The organism is Devosia sp. Soil_C_22 (assembly GCF_057657195.1).
Genome location: NZ_JBDGIY010000001.1, coordinates 469,787 through 484,088 on the forward strand (window position 1 = coordinate 469,787; position 14,302 = coordinate 484,088).

A 14,302-nucleotide genomic window follows, 5' to 3' on the forward strand; every position below is an offset into this window, starting at 1 on the left:
ACAACAACGCCATGACCCTGCTGCCTCAGGAAACCATCATCCGCAAGCGTGACGGCGATGCCCTCACGCCCGGCGAAATCAAGGCCTTCATCGGCGGGCTCACCGATGGTTCGGTCAGCCCCGCCCAGGCTGCTGCCTTCGCCATGGCGGTGTTTTTCCGCGATATGTCGACGCCCGAGCGCGTCGCCCTCACCGAGGCGATGCGCGATAGCGGCAGCGTGCTCGATTGGTCCGATCTCGATGGTGCGGTGGTCGACAAGCACTCGACCGGTGGCGTCGGCGACAACGTCTCGCTCATGCTCGCGCCGATCCTTGCTGCCTGCGGCGCCTACGTGCCGATGATCTCGGGCCGCGGCCTCGGCCATACCGGCGGCACGCTCGACAAGTTCGACTCGATCCCCGGCTACACCACCCAGCCCGACAACGCCCTGTTCCGCAAGGTGGTGCAGGATGCCGGCTGCGCCATCATCGGCCAGACCGCCGATCTCGCGCCCGCCGACAAGATGCTCTACGCCATCCGCGACGTCACCGGCACGGTCGAATCCATCCCGCTGATCACCGCGTCGATCCTGTCGAAGAAACTCGCCGCCGGCCTCGATGCGCTCATCCTCGACGTCAAGACCGGCTCCGGCGCGTTCATGCCGACACTGGAGAAGTCGCGCGCCCTGGCCGAAAGCCTCGTCTCCGTCGCCAACGGCGCCGGTTTGAAGACCGCGGCCCTGATCACCGACATGAACGAGCCGCTGGCCACTGCCGCCGGCAACGCACTCGAGATCCGCAACGCCGTCGATTTCCTCACCGGCGCGCACCAGGATTCGCGCCTGCGCGAAGTCACCCTCGCGCTCTGCGCCGCTGCGCTCGAGCTCACCGGCTACGACGGCGATGCCGGCGCGGCCGTCGAGCGCGCCCTCGATAGCGGCAAGGCCACCGAGCATTTCGCCAGGATGGTCACTGGCCTTGGTGGTCCGGCCGATTTCGTCGAGCGCATGGACGCCCACCTGTCCCCGGCGCCGATCGTACGTGATATTCTTGCCCCGGCCGCCGGCTATGTCACCGTCATCGACACGCGTGGCGTCGGCATGGGCGTCGTCGCCCTCGGCGGCGGCCGCCGCCTCCCCACGGACAATATCGACCACCGCGTTGGTTTCGACCAACTGCTTGGGCTTGGGGCAAAAACCGACGTTCATACTGTGTTGTGCCGCGTTCATGCAGCCACTGAAGATATGGCAGCAGATGCGACCCAACGCCTGCTCACCGCCTACACCATCTCCGACGCGCTCGCGCCGACCCACCCCCTCATCGCCGACCGGATCGGAGCCCCCTGATGCCCCGCGCAATACTCTGTATCCTCGACAGTTTCGGCATTGGCGGCGCGCCCGATGCCGCCGACTATGGCGATGCCGGCTCCGACACCTTCGGGCACATCGCCGCTAACTATCAGCTTTCATTGCCGAATCTGGACGCGCTCGGCCTCGGCGCCGCCGCCCATCTCTCCACCGGCACCGTCCCACGCGGCTTCTCCGAAGTCCCCCGCGGCGGCCGCTTCGGCGTCGGCCGCGAGGTCAGCAAAGGCAAGGACACCCCCTCCGGCCACTGGGAAATTGCCGGCGTCCCCGTTCCCTTCGACTGGGGCTACTTCCCCAAGACCGAGCCGACCTTCCCGCCCGAACTCATCGCGCAACTGATTGAAAAATCAGGCATTCCCGGCATCCTCGGCGACAAGCACGCCTCCGGCACGACCATCATCGCCGAGCTCGGCGAGGAGTCGATCCGCACCGGCAAGCCGATCTGCTACACCTCGATCGACAGCGTTTTCCAGATGGCCGCGCACGAAACGCATTTCGGCCTCGATCGCCTCTACAAGCTCTGCGAAACCGCCTTCGAGCTGACCGCACCTCTGATGATTGGCCGCGTCATCGCCCGCCCCTTCGTTGGCGAAAACGCCAATGATTTCAAGCGCACCGGCAACCGCCGCGACTTCGCCATCGCCCCGCCCGAGCCGACTTTGCTCGATCGCGCCAAGGATGCCGGCCGGCAGGTCTACGCCATCGGCAAGATCTCGGACATCTACGCGGGCCACGGCGTCACCCATAAGATGAAGGCGACGGGCAACATGGCCCTGTTCGACCGCACCCTCGAAGCCATGGAAATGGCCGCCGACGGGGCCTTCATCATGGTCAACTTCGTCGATTTCGACCAGGAATACGGCCATCGCCGCGACGTCCCCGGCTACGCCCAGGCGCTCGAAGCCTTCGACGCCCGCATCCCCGAGCTGATCAGCAAGATGCGGCCCGACGACCTCGTCGTCTTCACTGCCGACCACGGCAACGATCCGACCTGGCGCGGCAACGACCACACCCGCGAACAGGTGCCGATCCTGTGCTTTTCCCCAACGCTGGGTCCCGGAACCATTGGCATCCGCCCAACCTTCGCGGATATAGGTGAAAGCGTCGCTCGTTGGCTCGGCCTGGCCCCCGGCAAGCACGGCAAATCCTTCCTCTAGCTCCTCCGAGGTCTCCCATGCGCGGTGTAACGGTGATCGACCACCCGATGGTGCAGCACAAGCTCACCATCATGCGCGACAAGGACACCTCGATCGCCGGCTTCCGGCGCCTCCTGCGCGAGATCGCCCACCTCATGTGCTACGAGGTCACCCGCGACCTCGAGCTCGAGATGATCCCGATCGAAACGCCGCTGACCACGATGGAGTCGCCCTCGATCAAGGGCAAGAAGCTGGTGTTTGCGTCCATCCTTCGCGCCGGCAATGGCCTGCTCGACGGCATGCTCGACCTCGTCCCAGCCGCCCGCGTCGCTCATATCGGCATCTACCGCGACCACGAGACGCTGCAGCCGGTCGAGTATTACTACAAGGCCCCGTCCGAGCTGGATAACCGGCTGATCATCGTCGTCGACCCGATGCTGGCGACCGGTAATTCTTCGATCGCCGCCATCGACAAGCTCAAGGAGCGCGGCGCCAACAATATCCGCTTCCTCTGCCTGCTCGCCGCCCCCGAAGGCATCGAGAAGTTCACCACCTCTCACCCGGACGTGCCGATCTTCACTGCCGCCATCGACAGCCATCTCAACGAGAAGGGCTATATCGTCCCCGGCCTCGGCGACGCCGGCGACCGCATGTACGGCACGAAGTAGAAGGTAGAAGGTAGAAGGCAGGAAGTAGAAGGTAGAAATTAGAAGTTGGAAGGTAGAAGTTGGGTGAGGCCGGAGCACCGGCTCCCTACCTTCTAATTTCTACCTTCTACCTTCTCTCTCACTTCTTCTTCAGCGGCAGCCCCAGCTCGATCAGCTCCTTGCGCAGCGCCTTGCTGTCGCCGGTGAAGTGGATCGCCTGCATGCCGAACTTGCGCGCCGAAACCACGTTCGGCTCGCTGTCGTCGATGAACACGCAGGCTTCCGGCGCCAGCCCGTAGCGCTCGCAGAACACGCGGTAGAGGCGCGGATCGGGCTTCACCAACCCTTCGAGCCCCGACACCACCACGCCGTCGAACTTTTCGAGGAACGGCCATTCGCCGAGGCAGCTCACCCACTTCTCCCACGAGAAATTGGTGATCGCGAAGGTCGGGACCTCGGCCGCGATCAGTTCCTCATGGATGGCGATCGTGCCCGGAATGAACTCGCCCAGCGTCTCTTTCCAGCGCAGGTCGAAGGCCTGGATCTCGCGCCAGTAGCGCGGATAGCGCGTGATCAGCTTGGCCACGCCCTCGGCGAAAATGTCGCCGGCGTCGAACTCGAGGTTCCAGTCCTTGGTGCAGATATTGTCCCAGAACCACTGCGCCTCCTCCTCGGTCTCAAAGAGCTTGCGGAACAGGTACATCGGGTTCCAGTCGACGAACACCCCGCCGAGATCGAACACAGGGATCAGGGTGTCTTGCATGGCCGGCCTCGATTTGGGGATGCCGGCTAATGGCACGCCCCGTGGCCGGGGGCAAGCTCACGCGTTTGGATCATATATGATCTCGCGTTCGCGCCGCGGCAGGAAGTATTCGACATGCCGCAGGTTCACCGTAGCGGGGATGCCGAGGCCAGTCATCGGGACATAGGGATAGCTCGCTTCGCCCACCACCAGGAAGCCGCTGGCGTTGCGCGCCATCTGGCTGATCTCGCTGTCGGCAGCGAGCGGGAACTCGTCGTCGGGCTCGCGCTCGGCGCCGTCGGAGCTGGCTGCGCTCCAAACCACGGTGGCGACGCCATCCGCGTCGATGCTGATCAGCGACACGACCTGCGTGAGATCCTCGGTCGCGCCGGGCTTCAGCACGTTCGTCGCGGCGAGGAAGTAATCGTCGAGATTGCTCTTGTTCACGGTGGTCTTGGAGCGCGCAACCAGATCGGCCACGGTGCTGGCAATCGTCGCTACGCCGCGGTCGGTAGTATAGAGCAGCGTGGCTTCGACCGACCCGATATAGAGCAGCAGCAATAGCGGCAGGATCAGCGCGAACTCCACCGCCGCGACACCGCGGGTGTCTCGCGACAGCCGGCCGATCCTGTGCAGCAGCCAGCTTCGCATCAGAACGGCTCGTTCATGAAGATGCGAACCGCGCCGAGCAGCCGAGAGCCATCGGGCAGGTTCCTGAAGTTGAAGCCGGGGAAGTTGATGAGGGTCGGCCATTTATAGTAGGCGCGCACCATGACGACGTCGTTCTCTCCCGGCGTGCCGCCGTTGAAGTCGTCCGACATCAACCACCCACACTGGCTGTTGATGCAGGCCGCGCCGGTCTGCACCGGTGAGGGCATCGGTGACGACGAAGCAAAGTCGTTGATGACCTCGACGTTGATCCGTAGCCGCTCGTTCGGGCCGGAGGTGCAGTCGAACATCCCATAAAGCCGGCCGCAGAGCTGCTCCCGGAACGCCTCGGCATCATAGGTGAGGGCGCGGCCGGTGCGGATGACGCGCGACGTATCCTGCACGGCGCTGTCGAGGATCGCCCCGGCCAGCAGGATGACCGAAGTCTCCATGATCGCGACGATGATGGAGAAGAAGGGCAGGGCCAGGATGGCGAACTCGACCGCCGTCACGCCGGTCTCGTCGCGCATGAACAGCCGCCACCGGCGCATTGCCGGCGACGCGAGCCGTCCCAACAGACTCGGGCGCTTCTGCATGAAAGTCCGTAATTCGCACCAGTTTCGGCGCGAACCTACCGTCTTCCACCTATCGATTGGTTAGTACGACGACCGCATTTGCATGTGACGCGGGCCGATGGTTAAGCCGCGGTTACTGCGCCGCGCTCTCGACGGCCTTGGCCGCACTGATGGTCTGGCCGGTATATCCGGCATCGTCGCCGAGCATGATGATGGGCTGGCACACGGGCTCGCAGGCCATGCTGGTGCGCGTGCCGCCCACATACACGGTAACGAGGTCCGCTGTGTCCTGCACCACTTCGATCATGGTGTCGGCAATCGGCTCGCCGCGGCCGTCCAGCACGATCAGGTTGGTTTGCCCGAAGCTCTTGCCGGTCAGCACCAGCGTCTGCGGATCCTGGATGGTCACATCCGCGATGCCCGGGTTGCCGACGATCACCGTGGAAGCCGGTGCGCTGATCCTCAGGATGCGGGCCATATTGGGCTTCACGGTCACCGGCTCGGCCTGCGCCAGCACGGGGCCGGTGGCCAGCACCGTCGCAACGATTGCGGCGACTAGTCTCGAAGAGAGCGGCATGGAAGACCCTGAATAGGCGGCGCGAAGACAAACAGAGTGTTGCGCGGAATGGTGAACAATTCGCAAATGCCCGCTTCGCCAGGGGTGTTCGCCTTGGTTGCAGTATTATGCGGGCGTCGCGGATGAACGAATACTTGCGGACCTGGAGCGACTTGTAACGAGCACTGTAACGCGGCGTTCATCATGCCAAAAAGCCTTGCATTCCGGGGGTTTCCGGGCTCTGCAATTAACTCAATGTCAAGACAGCCCGAATAGCGTTCGGTCATGTTCGATGTGTGACGTATCGAACGGTGCAGACGCATCCAGCCGATGCGACCAAATAGAATGACGTGTGCAAGGAGCCAAATACAAATGAAGACTTTCGCTCGTTTCGTGAACGACGAATCCGGCGCCACCGCGATCGAGTACGGCCTGATTGCCGCGCTCATCGCCGTCGGTATCATCCTCGCTGCCACCGCGCTTGGCGGCAACCTCAGTGGCCTGTTCGCTGGTATCTCGAACCAGCTCGGTGGCACGATCACCACCAATCAGCTCGATCCGACCGTGAACGACCCCGTGACCGCTCCGGCCGGCGACTAAGAATATGGCGTCCTCAACCGAGGACCGTAGGTAAGCGAAAGGGGCCGGCAGTGGCCCCTTTCTGCTTTCTTAACCATCGCCAGCCGAGACTGGGGCCGATCCATCCCTCGCGCAGATTCATCATGCCCAGCTTCGTGACGATTCCCGTATTGTTCGTCTTCCCGGCTTTCATGCTCGCCGCCGCAGGCTCGGACCTGATGAGCCTGAAGATTACCAACAAGCTGGTGCTTGGCCTGGTCGTGAGCTTCTTCGTCGTCGCGCTGGTCGCCGGCCTGCCGTTTGAGGCCATCGGCTGGCACGTCGCCGCTGCCGTCCTCGCGCTGGCGGTGTGCTTCGGCCTGTTCGCGCTGAACTGGATAGGCGGTGGCGATGCGAAGTTGATCGCAGGCATCGCCCTCTGGTTCGGTCTTGGCCAGGTTCTGCCTTTCCTGCTCTTCGCTTCGCTGCTGGGCGGCGTGCTTACCATCGTGCTGGTCGTCGTTCGCCGGCGGCCGCTCTCCGCCACCCTGAAGACGGTACCCTGGATCGGCCGCCTGCACGATGCCAAGACCGGCGTGCCGTACGGCATCGCGCTCGCCGCAGGTGCCCTCATCGTCTATCCGATGAGCACGGTTTTTCAGCTTCTCATCAGCTGAAGACTTTCGGATACGAGTTCTTAACCGTATTCGACAAGCATCGATTAACCAAACTTTGACCCTTTGTCCGGATAGTCGGCCCACGCTGTAGCAGAGGCTCAGAAGAGCCTCGTTGTGGAGTTCGGGCGATGAATGCCTCGCGCATAATCCTCTTGGTCGTGGCGCTGGTGGCTGGCGGTCTTGCCGCCTTTCTCGCCACGCGCGGATCGACACCGCCTCAGGTTCAGACCCGCACCGAGGTCGTCGAGGAACAAAAGGTCAAGGTTCTCGTCGCCAAGGACTCGATCGGCGTCGCCCAGCGCCTCAACCGCAATCTGATGCAGTGGCAGGATTGGCCCGAGCTCGCCGTCCGCCCCGAATACATCACGCAAGCGGCGGCGCCCGACGCGCTGACCGAGATGAACGACGCGGTGGCTCGCTTCGAAATCTTCGCCGGCGAGCCGATCACCGGGCTGAAACTTGTCCGTTCCAACCAGGGATATCTCTCGGCAGTGCTGACCAAGGGCATGCGCGGCGTCTCCGTGCCGGTCAAGTCCGACTCTGCCGCTGGCGGTTTTGTCGTCCCCAACGACCGCGTCGACGTTGTGCTGACCCGCGATGGGATCAGCCAGACTATCCTCGCCAACGTCAAAATACTGGCCCTTGGCACCCGGTTGGGCCAGGTCAACACCGGCAGCAAGGATGACGACAACGGCAACAAGGATGCGCCCGAGGTGAAGACCTTCTCGGGCTCTACGGTAGCCACGCTCGAACTGACCCCCGCCCAGGGTGAGCTCATCATCAACGCCACGCGACTCGGCACGCTTTCACTGGCCCTGCGGTCCATCGCCGACTTCGCTCAGACCAGCCCCGAAGTGTCCCGCAACGAGACCAGCCGCGCCATCAAGATGATCCGCTTCGGCAGCTCTGCCAGCGTGATGCCGTCCGGCAACAGCACGCCGGATGTCGCGGTGACTGATGCCTCCTTCGACGATCAGCCGGTCGAAGATCTGCCGCCCGAAGAGATCGTCGATGGGGCCGATGCCGGCTCAGAAGAGCCCACAGAATGAAGCGTGAGGACAACGTGATGTTTCCGGCCCCGAACGCCCCCACCGGGCGGAGCCTTCTCGGTGAGACCCTGCGCTTGACGGCAGTGGCCACCGCCCTTGCACTGGTTCTCGGACTGACGCCGCTGGCGTTGCAGCCGGCCCACGCCGCCGACACGAACCACCTCAAGGTCAGCGGCAGCTACGGGCGCACCCAGAACGTGACGCTCGACGTCAACAAGTCGATGCTTGTCGACCTGCCTGCCGACGTGCACGAGGTCATCGTTTCGCAACCCGGTGTCGCGAACGCCATCCTTCGCTCCAAGCGCCGCGCCATCATCCAGGCCACCGGCTCGGGCGAAACCAACATCTTCTTCCTCGATGCCGCCGGGCGCACCATCGTCGTGCTCGACGTCGGCACCAAGGGCAGCGCCAGCACGACCGGCGTCAGCGTCGCGTCGGTCCTGCGCGACACCTTCGCCAAGGTGATCCCGAACTCGCCGATCGAGGTCGAGGCCGTCACCATGTCCGATGCCGATGGCAAGACGGTCAACCGGATCGTGCTGTCGGGCCGCGCGACCAGCGCCGACGACGCCGACAAAGCGTTGACCATCGCCCAGCAGTTCGCCGGCTCGCCGGAAAACGTCACCAGCGTGATGAGCATCTCGGGCAGCCAGCAGGTCATGCTGAAGGTGACCGTGGCGGAAGTGAAGCGCGAGGTCGCCAAGCAGCTCGGCATCAACCTCACCAGCACCTTCTCGATCGGCGGGGTGAGCGGCCAGTTCAACAACCCGATGACCGAATTGCCCAATGGCGTGCAGGCCGGGCTGCCGATCGAAATGCCGTTCGGTAGCGCCAACATCGATGTGGCAGTGCGTGCCCTCGAAACCAAGGGCGCCGTGCGCCTGCTGGCCGAGCCGGTCCTGGTTGCGATGTCGGGGCAGGAAGCCACCTTCCATGCCGGCGGCGAACTGCCCTACCGCACCTTCGATTCCGACGGCAATCCGGTCACTTCCTTCAAGCCCTACGGTATCGACCTCGCCTTCACCCCGACCATCAAGTCGGGTGGCGTCGTCGCCCTGCAGGTGGCGAGCAATGTCTCCGAGCCGACCGGTTCCGAGGGCGCGCTCAATACACGCGACGTCTCGACCAATGTCGAGCTCGGCGTCGGCCAGACCCTGTCGATCGCCGGCCTGCTCGACGAGCGCACCAGCCAGGAAATCAGCCGCATGCCCGGCATCGGCGACATTCCGATCCTGGGGGCGCTGTTCCGCTCGCGCGACTTCACCACGCTCAAGACCGAGCTGGTCTTCCTCGTCACCCCGTATCTGGCCAAGCCGGCCACCGGTCAGCCCGAATTGCCAACCGATCGTACGGCATTTGCTAACGATGCAGAGGCTATCTTCCTGGGACACATAGAGTCGATCTACGGGGTCGGCCCGGCTGGAACCCGCGGGAGCTACGACGGCTCGGTCGGTTTCCTGCTGGATTGATGGAGTGAGTTGGTCATGAGTTTCCTCTCCCGCGACACCGCCAAGGCTGCCGAGGAGCCGGCCCTGGATGTGGCCTCCGGCGCGCGCCTGATCCCGCGCATCACCGTCCAGGCCTTCTGCGAGCACAGCCAGACCGCCGAGCTGGTCGAGTCGACCGTGCATGACCGGCGCATGTCCAAGGTGGCGCTCACCACCCATAATGGCGGCATCGAAGGCGCCATCGAGACCTACAAGACCAACCCGACGCCCAACCTCATCATGGTCGAGACCTCGCAGTCTCCCGATGAGATCCTGCCGGCGCTGGAGCGGCTGGCCGAAGTCTGCGACGCCACCACCCGTATCATCGTGCTGGGCCACGCCAACGACGTGCTGCTCTATCGCGAGCTGATCCGCTCCGGCGTTTCCGAGTACATCGTACTGCCGGCTGGCGCGCAGGCTATCGTCTCGGCCATCACCGATCTCTTCGCTGCCGAGGGCGCCGCGCCCATCGGCCGTACCATCGGCTTCATTGCCGCCAAGGGTGGCGCCGGCGCCTCCACCGTGGCGCACAATGTCGCCTGGGCCATCAGCCAGAACCTGCGCCAGGATACGCTGATCCTCGACCTCGACTTCCCCTTCGGCACCGCCGGCCTGGACTTCAACCAGGATCCGCCGCACGGCATCGCCGACGCCATCGCCCCGAACGCCAAGCTCGACCAGACCATGCTGGACCGCCTGATGAGCAAGGCGGCAAACCACGTGAATCTGCTGACCGCGCCGGCCATGCTCGACCGCACCTTCGATTTCGAGGAGCGCGAGTTCGAGCACATCATCGAGCTCAGCCAGAAGTCGACGCCCGTCGTCATCCTCGACATTCCGCATGTCTGGAACGCCTGGGTGCGCTACACCCTGTCGATGATCGACGAGGTTATCATCGTCGCCGAGCCGGACCTGGCCAACCTGAGGAACGCCAAGAACCTCTCCGACACCATCAAGGCGTTGCGCCCCACCGAGAGCGAGCCGCTGCTGGTCATCAACAAGCTCGGCGTGCCGCGCCGCCCCGAGATCGCGGCCAACGAGTTCGCCGCCTCGGTGGAATGCCGGCTGCTCGGCCAGATCGGCTTCGACGCCCAGACCTTCGGTACCGCCGCCAACAACGGCCAGATGATCGCCGAGGTTGCCGCCAACAACAAGGCGAACGAGGGTTTCCGTGCCATCGGGCTGCATGTCACCGGCCGCAGCGCGCCCGAGCGTTCGGCTGCCAGGGCATCCGGCCTGAAGCTGCCCTCGTTCATGATGAAGAAGAAGCGCGCCTGAAAGGCTGGCTGAATGTTCGGTAAGCGTACCAGTTTCGGCGGTAACACACCGGGGGCCGCGACCCCGCCCCGTCCGGTCGCACCGGTCGTCCCGGCCTCCCGCCTCGAACCCGCGCGTGCGCTCGACACCGCCAAGCGCCCCGACGAGATCATCGACGTGCGCAGCCCCGAGGCCGCCACGCGCGACAAGGAATATTTCCAGACCAAGTCGGCGATCTTCAACGCGCTGATCGACTCGATCGACCTGTCTCAGCTCGCCACCATGGAGCAGGAGACGGCGCGCGAGGAAATCCGCGACATCGTCGCCGAGATCATCGCACTCAAGTCGATCATCATGTCCATCTCCGAGCAGGAAGACCTGCTCGAGGACATCTGCAACGATGTGCTCGGCTACGGCCCGCTCGAGCCGCTGCTCGCCCGCGACGACATCGCCGACATCATGGTCAATGGCAGCCAGCGCTGCTACATCGAGGTCGGCGGCAAGGTGAAGCTCACCAATGTCCGTTTCCGCGACGACGCCCACCTGATGAACGTGTGCCAGCGCATCGTCAGCCAGGTCGGCCGCCGTGTCGACGAAAGCTCGCCCATCTGCGACGCCCGCCTGCCGGACGGCTCGCGCGTCAACGTGATCGCCCCGCCGCTTTCCATCGACGGCGCCGCGCTCACCATCCGCAAGTTCAAAAAGGACAAGCTGACCCTCAGCCAGCTTGTCAAGTACAACTCCATCTCGCCCGAGGGCGCCGAGGTGCTGCGCATCCTCGGCCGCGTGCGCGCCAACATCCTGATCTCCGGCGGTACCGGCTCGGGCAAGACGACCCTGCTCAATTGCTTGACCGGGTTCATCGAAAAGGATGAGCGAGTCATCACCTGCGAGGACTCGGCCGAACTGCAGCTGCAGCAGCCGCACGTGGTGCGTCTCGAAACCCGGCCGCCCAACCTCGAGGGCGAGGGCGAGATCACCATGCGTGACCTCGTCAAGAACTGCCTGCGCATGCGTCCCGAACGCATCATCGTGGGCGAAGTGCGCGGACCCGAGGCGTTCGACCTGCTGCAGGCCATGAACACCGGCCACGACGGCTCGATGGGCACGCTCCATGCCAACTCGCCGCGCGAGGCGCTGTCGCGTCTTGAATCAATGATCACCATGGGCGGCTACTCGCTGCCCAGCCGCACCATCCGCGAGATGATCGTCTCCTCGATCGACGTGGTCGTCCAGGCCGCCCGCCTGCGCGACGGTTCGCGCCGCATTACCCACATCTCCGAGGTGCTGGGCATGGAAGGCGACGTCATCGTCACCCAGGATATCTTCCTCTACGACATCCTCGGCGAAGACGGGAACGGCAGCCTGATCGGCCGCCACCGCTCGACCGGTATCACCAAGCCGCAGTTCACCGAGCGCGCCCGTTACTTCAACGAGGAAGCCAACCTCGTCGATGCGCTCGAGAAGTCCAACATCGAGCACAACGAGATGATCGGCAGGCAGGTATAGCCATGACCCCGATCATCCTCGCCGTGCTTGCAGCCCTCGCCGTCGGCGCCGCCGGCCTCGCCTTCGTTCCTGCGCTCATGGGCGGTGGGCGTGCCGACAAGCGCATGAAGGCGCTGCAGACCGAGACGCGCGCCACCCGCGCCAATACCGACGCGTCGCGGGCGCGCGAGAGCCGCCGCAAGGAGCTGCAGCAGACGCTCAAGGCGCAGAGCGAGGCGCTCGAGAAAAAGAAGAAGGCGAACCTTCGCGACAAGATCTACCAGGCCGGCATGAAGATCAAACCGGTGGCGTTCATCCGCAACTCGGTGATCGTCGGCCTCATCGTCTTCGCCTTCTGCTTCGTGCTGCAGCTCGGTCTGCTCTACTGCCTCGTCTTCGGCGTCGCGGGCGGCTACCTGCTGCCCCAGATGTATCTGGGCCATCGGCGCAAGCGCTATCGCAACCAGTTCCTCGACGAGCTGCCCAATGCGGTGGAAGCCATCGTGCGCGGCGTCAAGGCCGGCATGCCGCTCAACGATTCGATGCGCCTCGTCGCCAAGGAGGCCAAGGAGCCGATCAAGTCCGACTTCCAGCGCGTCATCGACCAGCAGGCTGTCGGCATGACCATCCAGGAAGCGATCACCACACTCTACGACCGCGTGCCGGTGTCCGAGGTGAATTTCTTCATCGTGGTCATCACCGTGCAGGCGCAGGCTGGTGGCAACCTCTCCGAAGCGCTCACCAACCTCAGCCGCGTGTTGCGCAACCGCAAGAAGATGAAGGCCAAGGTGAAGGCCATGTCGTCCGAAGCCAAGGCCTCGGCCGGCATCATCGGCTCGCTGCCCATCATCGTCGCCATCCTCGTGTCGCTGACGACGCCGGGCTACCTGCTGCCCATGATCGAGACGCCGATCGGCAATGTGATGCTCGGCGTCGCCGCGTTGCTGATGTTCCTGGGCGGCTTCATCATGAACCGCATGATCCAGTTCGAGGTCTAGGAGCCAGCCTTGGACATCGTCGCCACCCTCACCAATACCCAGTTCCTCACCGCCGCGCTCGCCGCCATTGCTGCGGCCGCGGTGGTGTTCTCGCTGGGCGCCACCTTTTTTTCCGGCGGCTCCAAGGTCCGCCAGCGCATCAAGCGCGTCGCCCTCGAGCGCGAGAAGATGCGCGCCCAGGAGATGGCGCGCCTGCGCGGCTCGGCCAATGCTGGCGCCGATCAGCCGACGCGCACCATCCGCCAGGCCACCGGCAGGGAGTACATGAAGAACGTCGTCGAGCGCTTCTCGCTCGAAAAGGCGTTCATGGACGAGAACACCGTCGAAAAGCTGTCGCGCGCCGGCTATCGCAGCCCCTCGGCCGTGACCACCTGGCTGTTCCTGCGTTTCGTGACGCCGATCATCCTCGGCTTCCTCGTCTTCGCCTACCTCGCGATCGGTCCCTTCTCGGACAAGCCGCTTTGGCTCAATGCGCTCTACGCGCTGTTCGCGGGCCTCATCGGCTCGTTCCTGCCGGCCATCCTGCTCAAGAATCAGACGGTGAAGCGCCAGCAATCCATCCGCCGCTCCTGGCCCGATGCGCTCGACCTGGTGCTGCTCTGCGTCGAATCCGGCATGTCGGTGGAACACGCGATCAAGCGCGTCGCCAAGGAGATCGGCAACCAGTCGGTGGAGCTCGCAGAAGAGCTGACGCTGACGACGGCCGAGCTGAGCTTCCTCGAGGATCGCACCAAGGCCTACGACAATTTGGGTCGACGCACCGGCCTCGACAACGTCAAGGCGGTGATGCAGGCCCTGATCCAGGCCGAACGCCACGGCACCTCTGTTGGCACCGCGTTGCGCGTGATGGCGGAGGAAGGCCGTGAGCAGCGCATGATGGAGGCCGAGAAGAAGGCCGCCGCGCTGCCGCCCAAGCTGACCGTGCCGCTGATCGTGTTCTTCCTGCCGGTGCTGTTCATCGTCATCATCTCGCCCGCGATCATCCGGGTGTTCTCGATGTCGTATTTCAACGGCGGCGGCTGAGTGGGAAGTAGAAGGTAGGAATTAGAAATTAGAAATTAGAAATTAGAAATTAGAAAGGCGCCTCGTCGGCGCCTTTGTTCTTCTACCTTCTACCTTCTACCTTCTACCTTCTATT

General features: G+C 64.1%; 15 protein-coding genes. 11 read left to right on the forward strand and 4 right to left on the reverse strand.

All coding sequences use genetic code 11. The features are described from left to right. Nucleotides 1-17 precede the first annotated feature (17 nt). Genes deoA through upp form a run of 3 tightly spaced genes read left to right on the forward strand, consistent with a single transcriptional unit; the run spans nt 18 to nt 3,150 of the window. Nucleotides 18-1,325, forward strand: a complete 1,308-nt coding sequence (gene deoA / locus AC3A6I_RS02200; protein ID WP_487544969.1) for a thymidine phosphorylase — start codon at nt 18-20, stop codon at nt 1,323-1,325. Then, complete coding sequence (locus AC3A6I_RS02205; protein ID WP_487541491.1) at nt 1,325-2,503, forward strand: phosphopentomutase; 1,179 nt, start codon at nt 1,325-1,327, stop codon at nt 2,501-2,503. Before deoA ends, AC3A6I_RS02205 begins: the two co-directional genes overlap by 1 nt. A 17-nt stretch (nt 2,504-2,520) precedes the next feature. After that, on the forward strand, nt 2,521-3,150 hold the full coding sequence (gene upp, locus AC3A6I_RS02210; RefSeq protein WP_487541493.1) for a uracil phosphoribosyltransferase: 630 nt from the start codon (nt 2,521-2,523) through the stop codon (nt 3,148-3,150). A gap of 118 nt (nt 3,151-3,268) precedes the next feature. Here the strand turns inward: upp and AC3A6I_RS02215 are convergent, their stop codons facing one another. The 4 genes from AC3A6I_RS02215 to AC3A6I_RS02230 all read right to left on the reverse strand — a co-directional run bounded on the left by AC3A6I_RS02215 (nt 3,269) and on the right by AC3A6I_RS02230 (nt 5,671). Next, a complete protein-coding gene (locus tag AC3A6I_RS02215) occupies nt 3,269-3,892 on the reverse strand; it encodes an HAD family hydrolase (RefSeq protein ID WP_487541494.1) in 624 nt (207 codons plus the stop codon). Between the two features lie 57 nt (nt 3,893-3,949). Continuing rightward, entirely contained in the window at nt 3,950-4,522 is a 573-nt protein-coding gene (locus tag AC3A6I_RS02220) for a TadE/TadG family type IV pilus assembly protein (RefSeq protein ID WP_487541496.1), read from the reverse strand. After that, on the reverse strand, nt 4,522-5,049 hold the full coding sequence (locus AC3A6I_RS02225) for a TadE/TadG family type IV pilus assembly protein (RefSeq protein ID WP_487541497.1): 528 nt from the start codon (nt 5,047-5,049) through the stop codon (nt 4,522-4,524). The genes AC3A6I_RS02220 and AC3A6I_RS02225 overlap by 1 nt, the downstream gene beginning before the upstream one ends. Nucleotides 5,050-5,227: 178 nt before the next feature. Next, on the reverse strand, nt 5,228-5,671 hold the full coding sequence (locus AC3A6I_RS02230) for a pilus assembly protein N-terminal domain-containing protein (protein ID WP_487541499.1): 444 nt from the start codon (nt 5,669-5,671) through the stop codon (nt 5,228-5,230). A gap of 351 nt (nt 5,672-6,022) precedes the next feature. On the opposite strand from AC3A6I_RS02230, the gene AC3A6I_RS02235 reads away from it, so the two are divergent. The 8 genes from AC3A6I_RS02235 (at nt 6,023) to AC3A6I_RS02270 (ending at nt 14,187) form a co-directional block, all read left to right on the forward strand. Continuing rightward, a complete protein-coding gene (locus tag AC3A6I_RS02235) occupies nt 6,023-6,250 on the forward strand; it encodes a Flp family type IVb pilin (protein WP_487541500.1) in 228 nt (75 codons plus the stop codon). A 122-nt stretch (nt 6,251-6,372) separates the two neighbouring features. Next, a complete protein-coding gene (locus tag AC3A6I_RS02240; protein ID WP_487541502.1) occupies nt 6,373-6,885 on the forward strand; it encodes an A24 family peptidase in 513 nt (170 codons plus the stop codon). 128 nt (nt 6,886-7,013) lie between these two features. Further along, nucleotides 7,014-7,934, forward strand: a complete 921-nt coding sequence (cpaB, locus tag AC3A6I_RS02245; RefSeq protein ID WP_487541504.1) for a Flp pilus assembly protein CpaB — start codon at nt 7,014-7,016, stop codon at nt 7,932-7,934. Continuing rightward, nucleotides 7,931-9,403, forward strand: a complete 1,473-nt coding sequence (locus AC3A6I_RS02250; protein ID WP_487541506.1) for a type II and III secretion system protein family protein — start codon at nt 7,931-7,933, stop codon at nt 9,401-9,403. The genes cpaB and AC3A6I_RS02250 overlap by 4 nt, the downstream gene beginning before the upstream one ends. Nucleotides 9,404-9,418: 15 nt before the next feature. Continuing rightward, nucleotides 9,419-10,699, forward strand: coding sequence for a CpaE/TadZ family protein (locus tag AC3A6I_RS02255; RefSeq protein WP_487541508.1), 1,281 nt, complete (start codon nt 9,419-9,421; stop codon nt 10,697-10,699). Between the two features lie 12 nt (nt 10,700-10,711). Beyond that, complete coding sequence (locus tag AC3A6I_RS02260; RefSeq protein ID WP_487541510.1) at nt 10,712-12,187, forward strand: TadA family conjugal transfer-associated ATPase; 1,476 nt, start codon at nt 10,712-10,714, stop codon at nt 12,185-12,187. Between the two features lie 2 nt (nt 12,188-12,189). Continuing rightward, nucleotides 12,190-13,164 (forward strand): type II secretion system F family protein, encoded by a 975-nt coding sequence (locus tag AC3A6I_RS02265; RefSeq protein ID WP_487541512.1) that lies wholly within the window; start codon nt 12,190-12,192, stop codon nt 13,162-13,164. A gap of 9 nt (nt 13,165-13,173) precedes the next feature. After that, nucleotides 13,174-14,187, forward strand: coding sequence for a type II secretion system F family protein (locus AC3A6I_RS02270; protein ID WP_487541514.1), 1,014 nt, complete (start codon nt 13,174-13,176; stop codon nt 14,185-14,187). Nucleotides 14,188-14,302: the final 115 nt, after the last annotated feature.

Bases quoted from the DNA above. Each gene is read 5' to 3' on its own strand.
- AC3A6I_RS02205 (WP_487541491.1), top strand. From the start codon at position 1,325: ATGCCCCGCGCAATACTCTGTATCCTCGACAGTTTCGGCATTGGCGGC.
- upp (WP_487541493.1), top strand. From the start codon at position 2,521: ATGCGCGGTGTAACGGTGATCGACCACCCGATGGTGCAGCACAAGCTC.
- AC3A6I_RS02215 (WP_487541494.1), bottom strand. From the start codon at position 3,892: ATGCAAGACACCCTGATCCCTGTGTTCGATCTCGGCGGGGTGTTCGTC.
- AC3A6I_RS02220 (WP_487541496.1), bottom strand. From the start codon at position 4,522: ATGCGAAGCTGGCTGCTGCACAGGATCGGCCGGCTGTCGCGAGACACC.
- AC3A6I_RS02225 (WP_487541497.1), bottom strand. From the start codon at position 5,049: ATGCGCGACGAGACCGGCGTGACGGCGGTCGAGTTCGCCATCCTGGCC.
- AC3A6I_RS02230 (WP_487541499.1), bottom strand. From the start codon at position 5,671: ATGCCGCTCTCTTCGAGACTAGTCGCCGCAATCGTTGCGACGGTGCTG.
- AC3A6I_RS02235 (WP_487541500.1), top strand. From the start codon at position 6,023: ATGAAGACTTTCGCTCGTTTCGTGAACGACGAATCCGGCGCCACCGCG.
- AC3A6I_RS02240 (WP_487541502.1), top strand. From the start codon at position 6,373: ATGCCCAGCTTCGTGACGATTCCCGTATTGTTCGTCTTCCCGGCTTTC.
- cpaB (WP_487541504.1), top strand. From the start codon at position 7,014: ATGAATGCCTCGCGCATAATCCTCTTGGTCGTGGCGCTGGTGGCTGGC.
- AC3A6I_RS02250 (WP_487541506.1), top strand. From the start codon at position 7,931: ATGAAGCGTGAGGACAACGTGATGTTTCCGGCCCCGAACGCCCCCACC.
- AC3A6I_RS02255 (WP_487541508.1), top strand. From the start codon at position 9,419: ATGAGTTTCCTCTCCCGCGACACCGCCAAGGCTGCCGAGGAGCCGGCC.
- AC3A6I_RS02260 (WP_487541510.1), top strand. From the start codon at position 10,712: ATGTTCGGTAAGCGTACCAGTTTCGGCGGTAACACACCGGGGGCCGCG.
- AC3A6I_RS02265 (WP_487541512.1), top strand. From the start codon at position 12,190: ATGACCCCGATCATCCTCGCCGTGCTTGCAGCCCTCGCCGTCGGCGCC.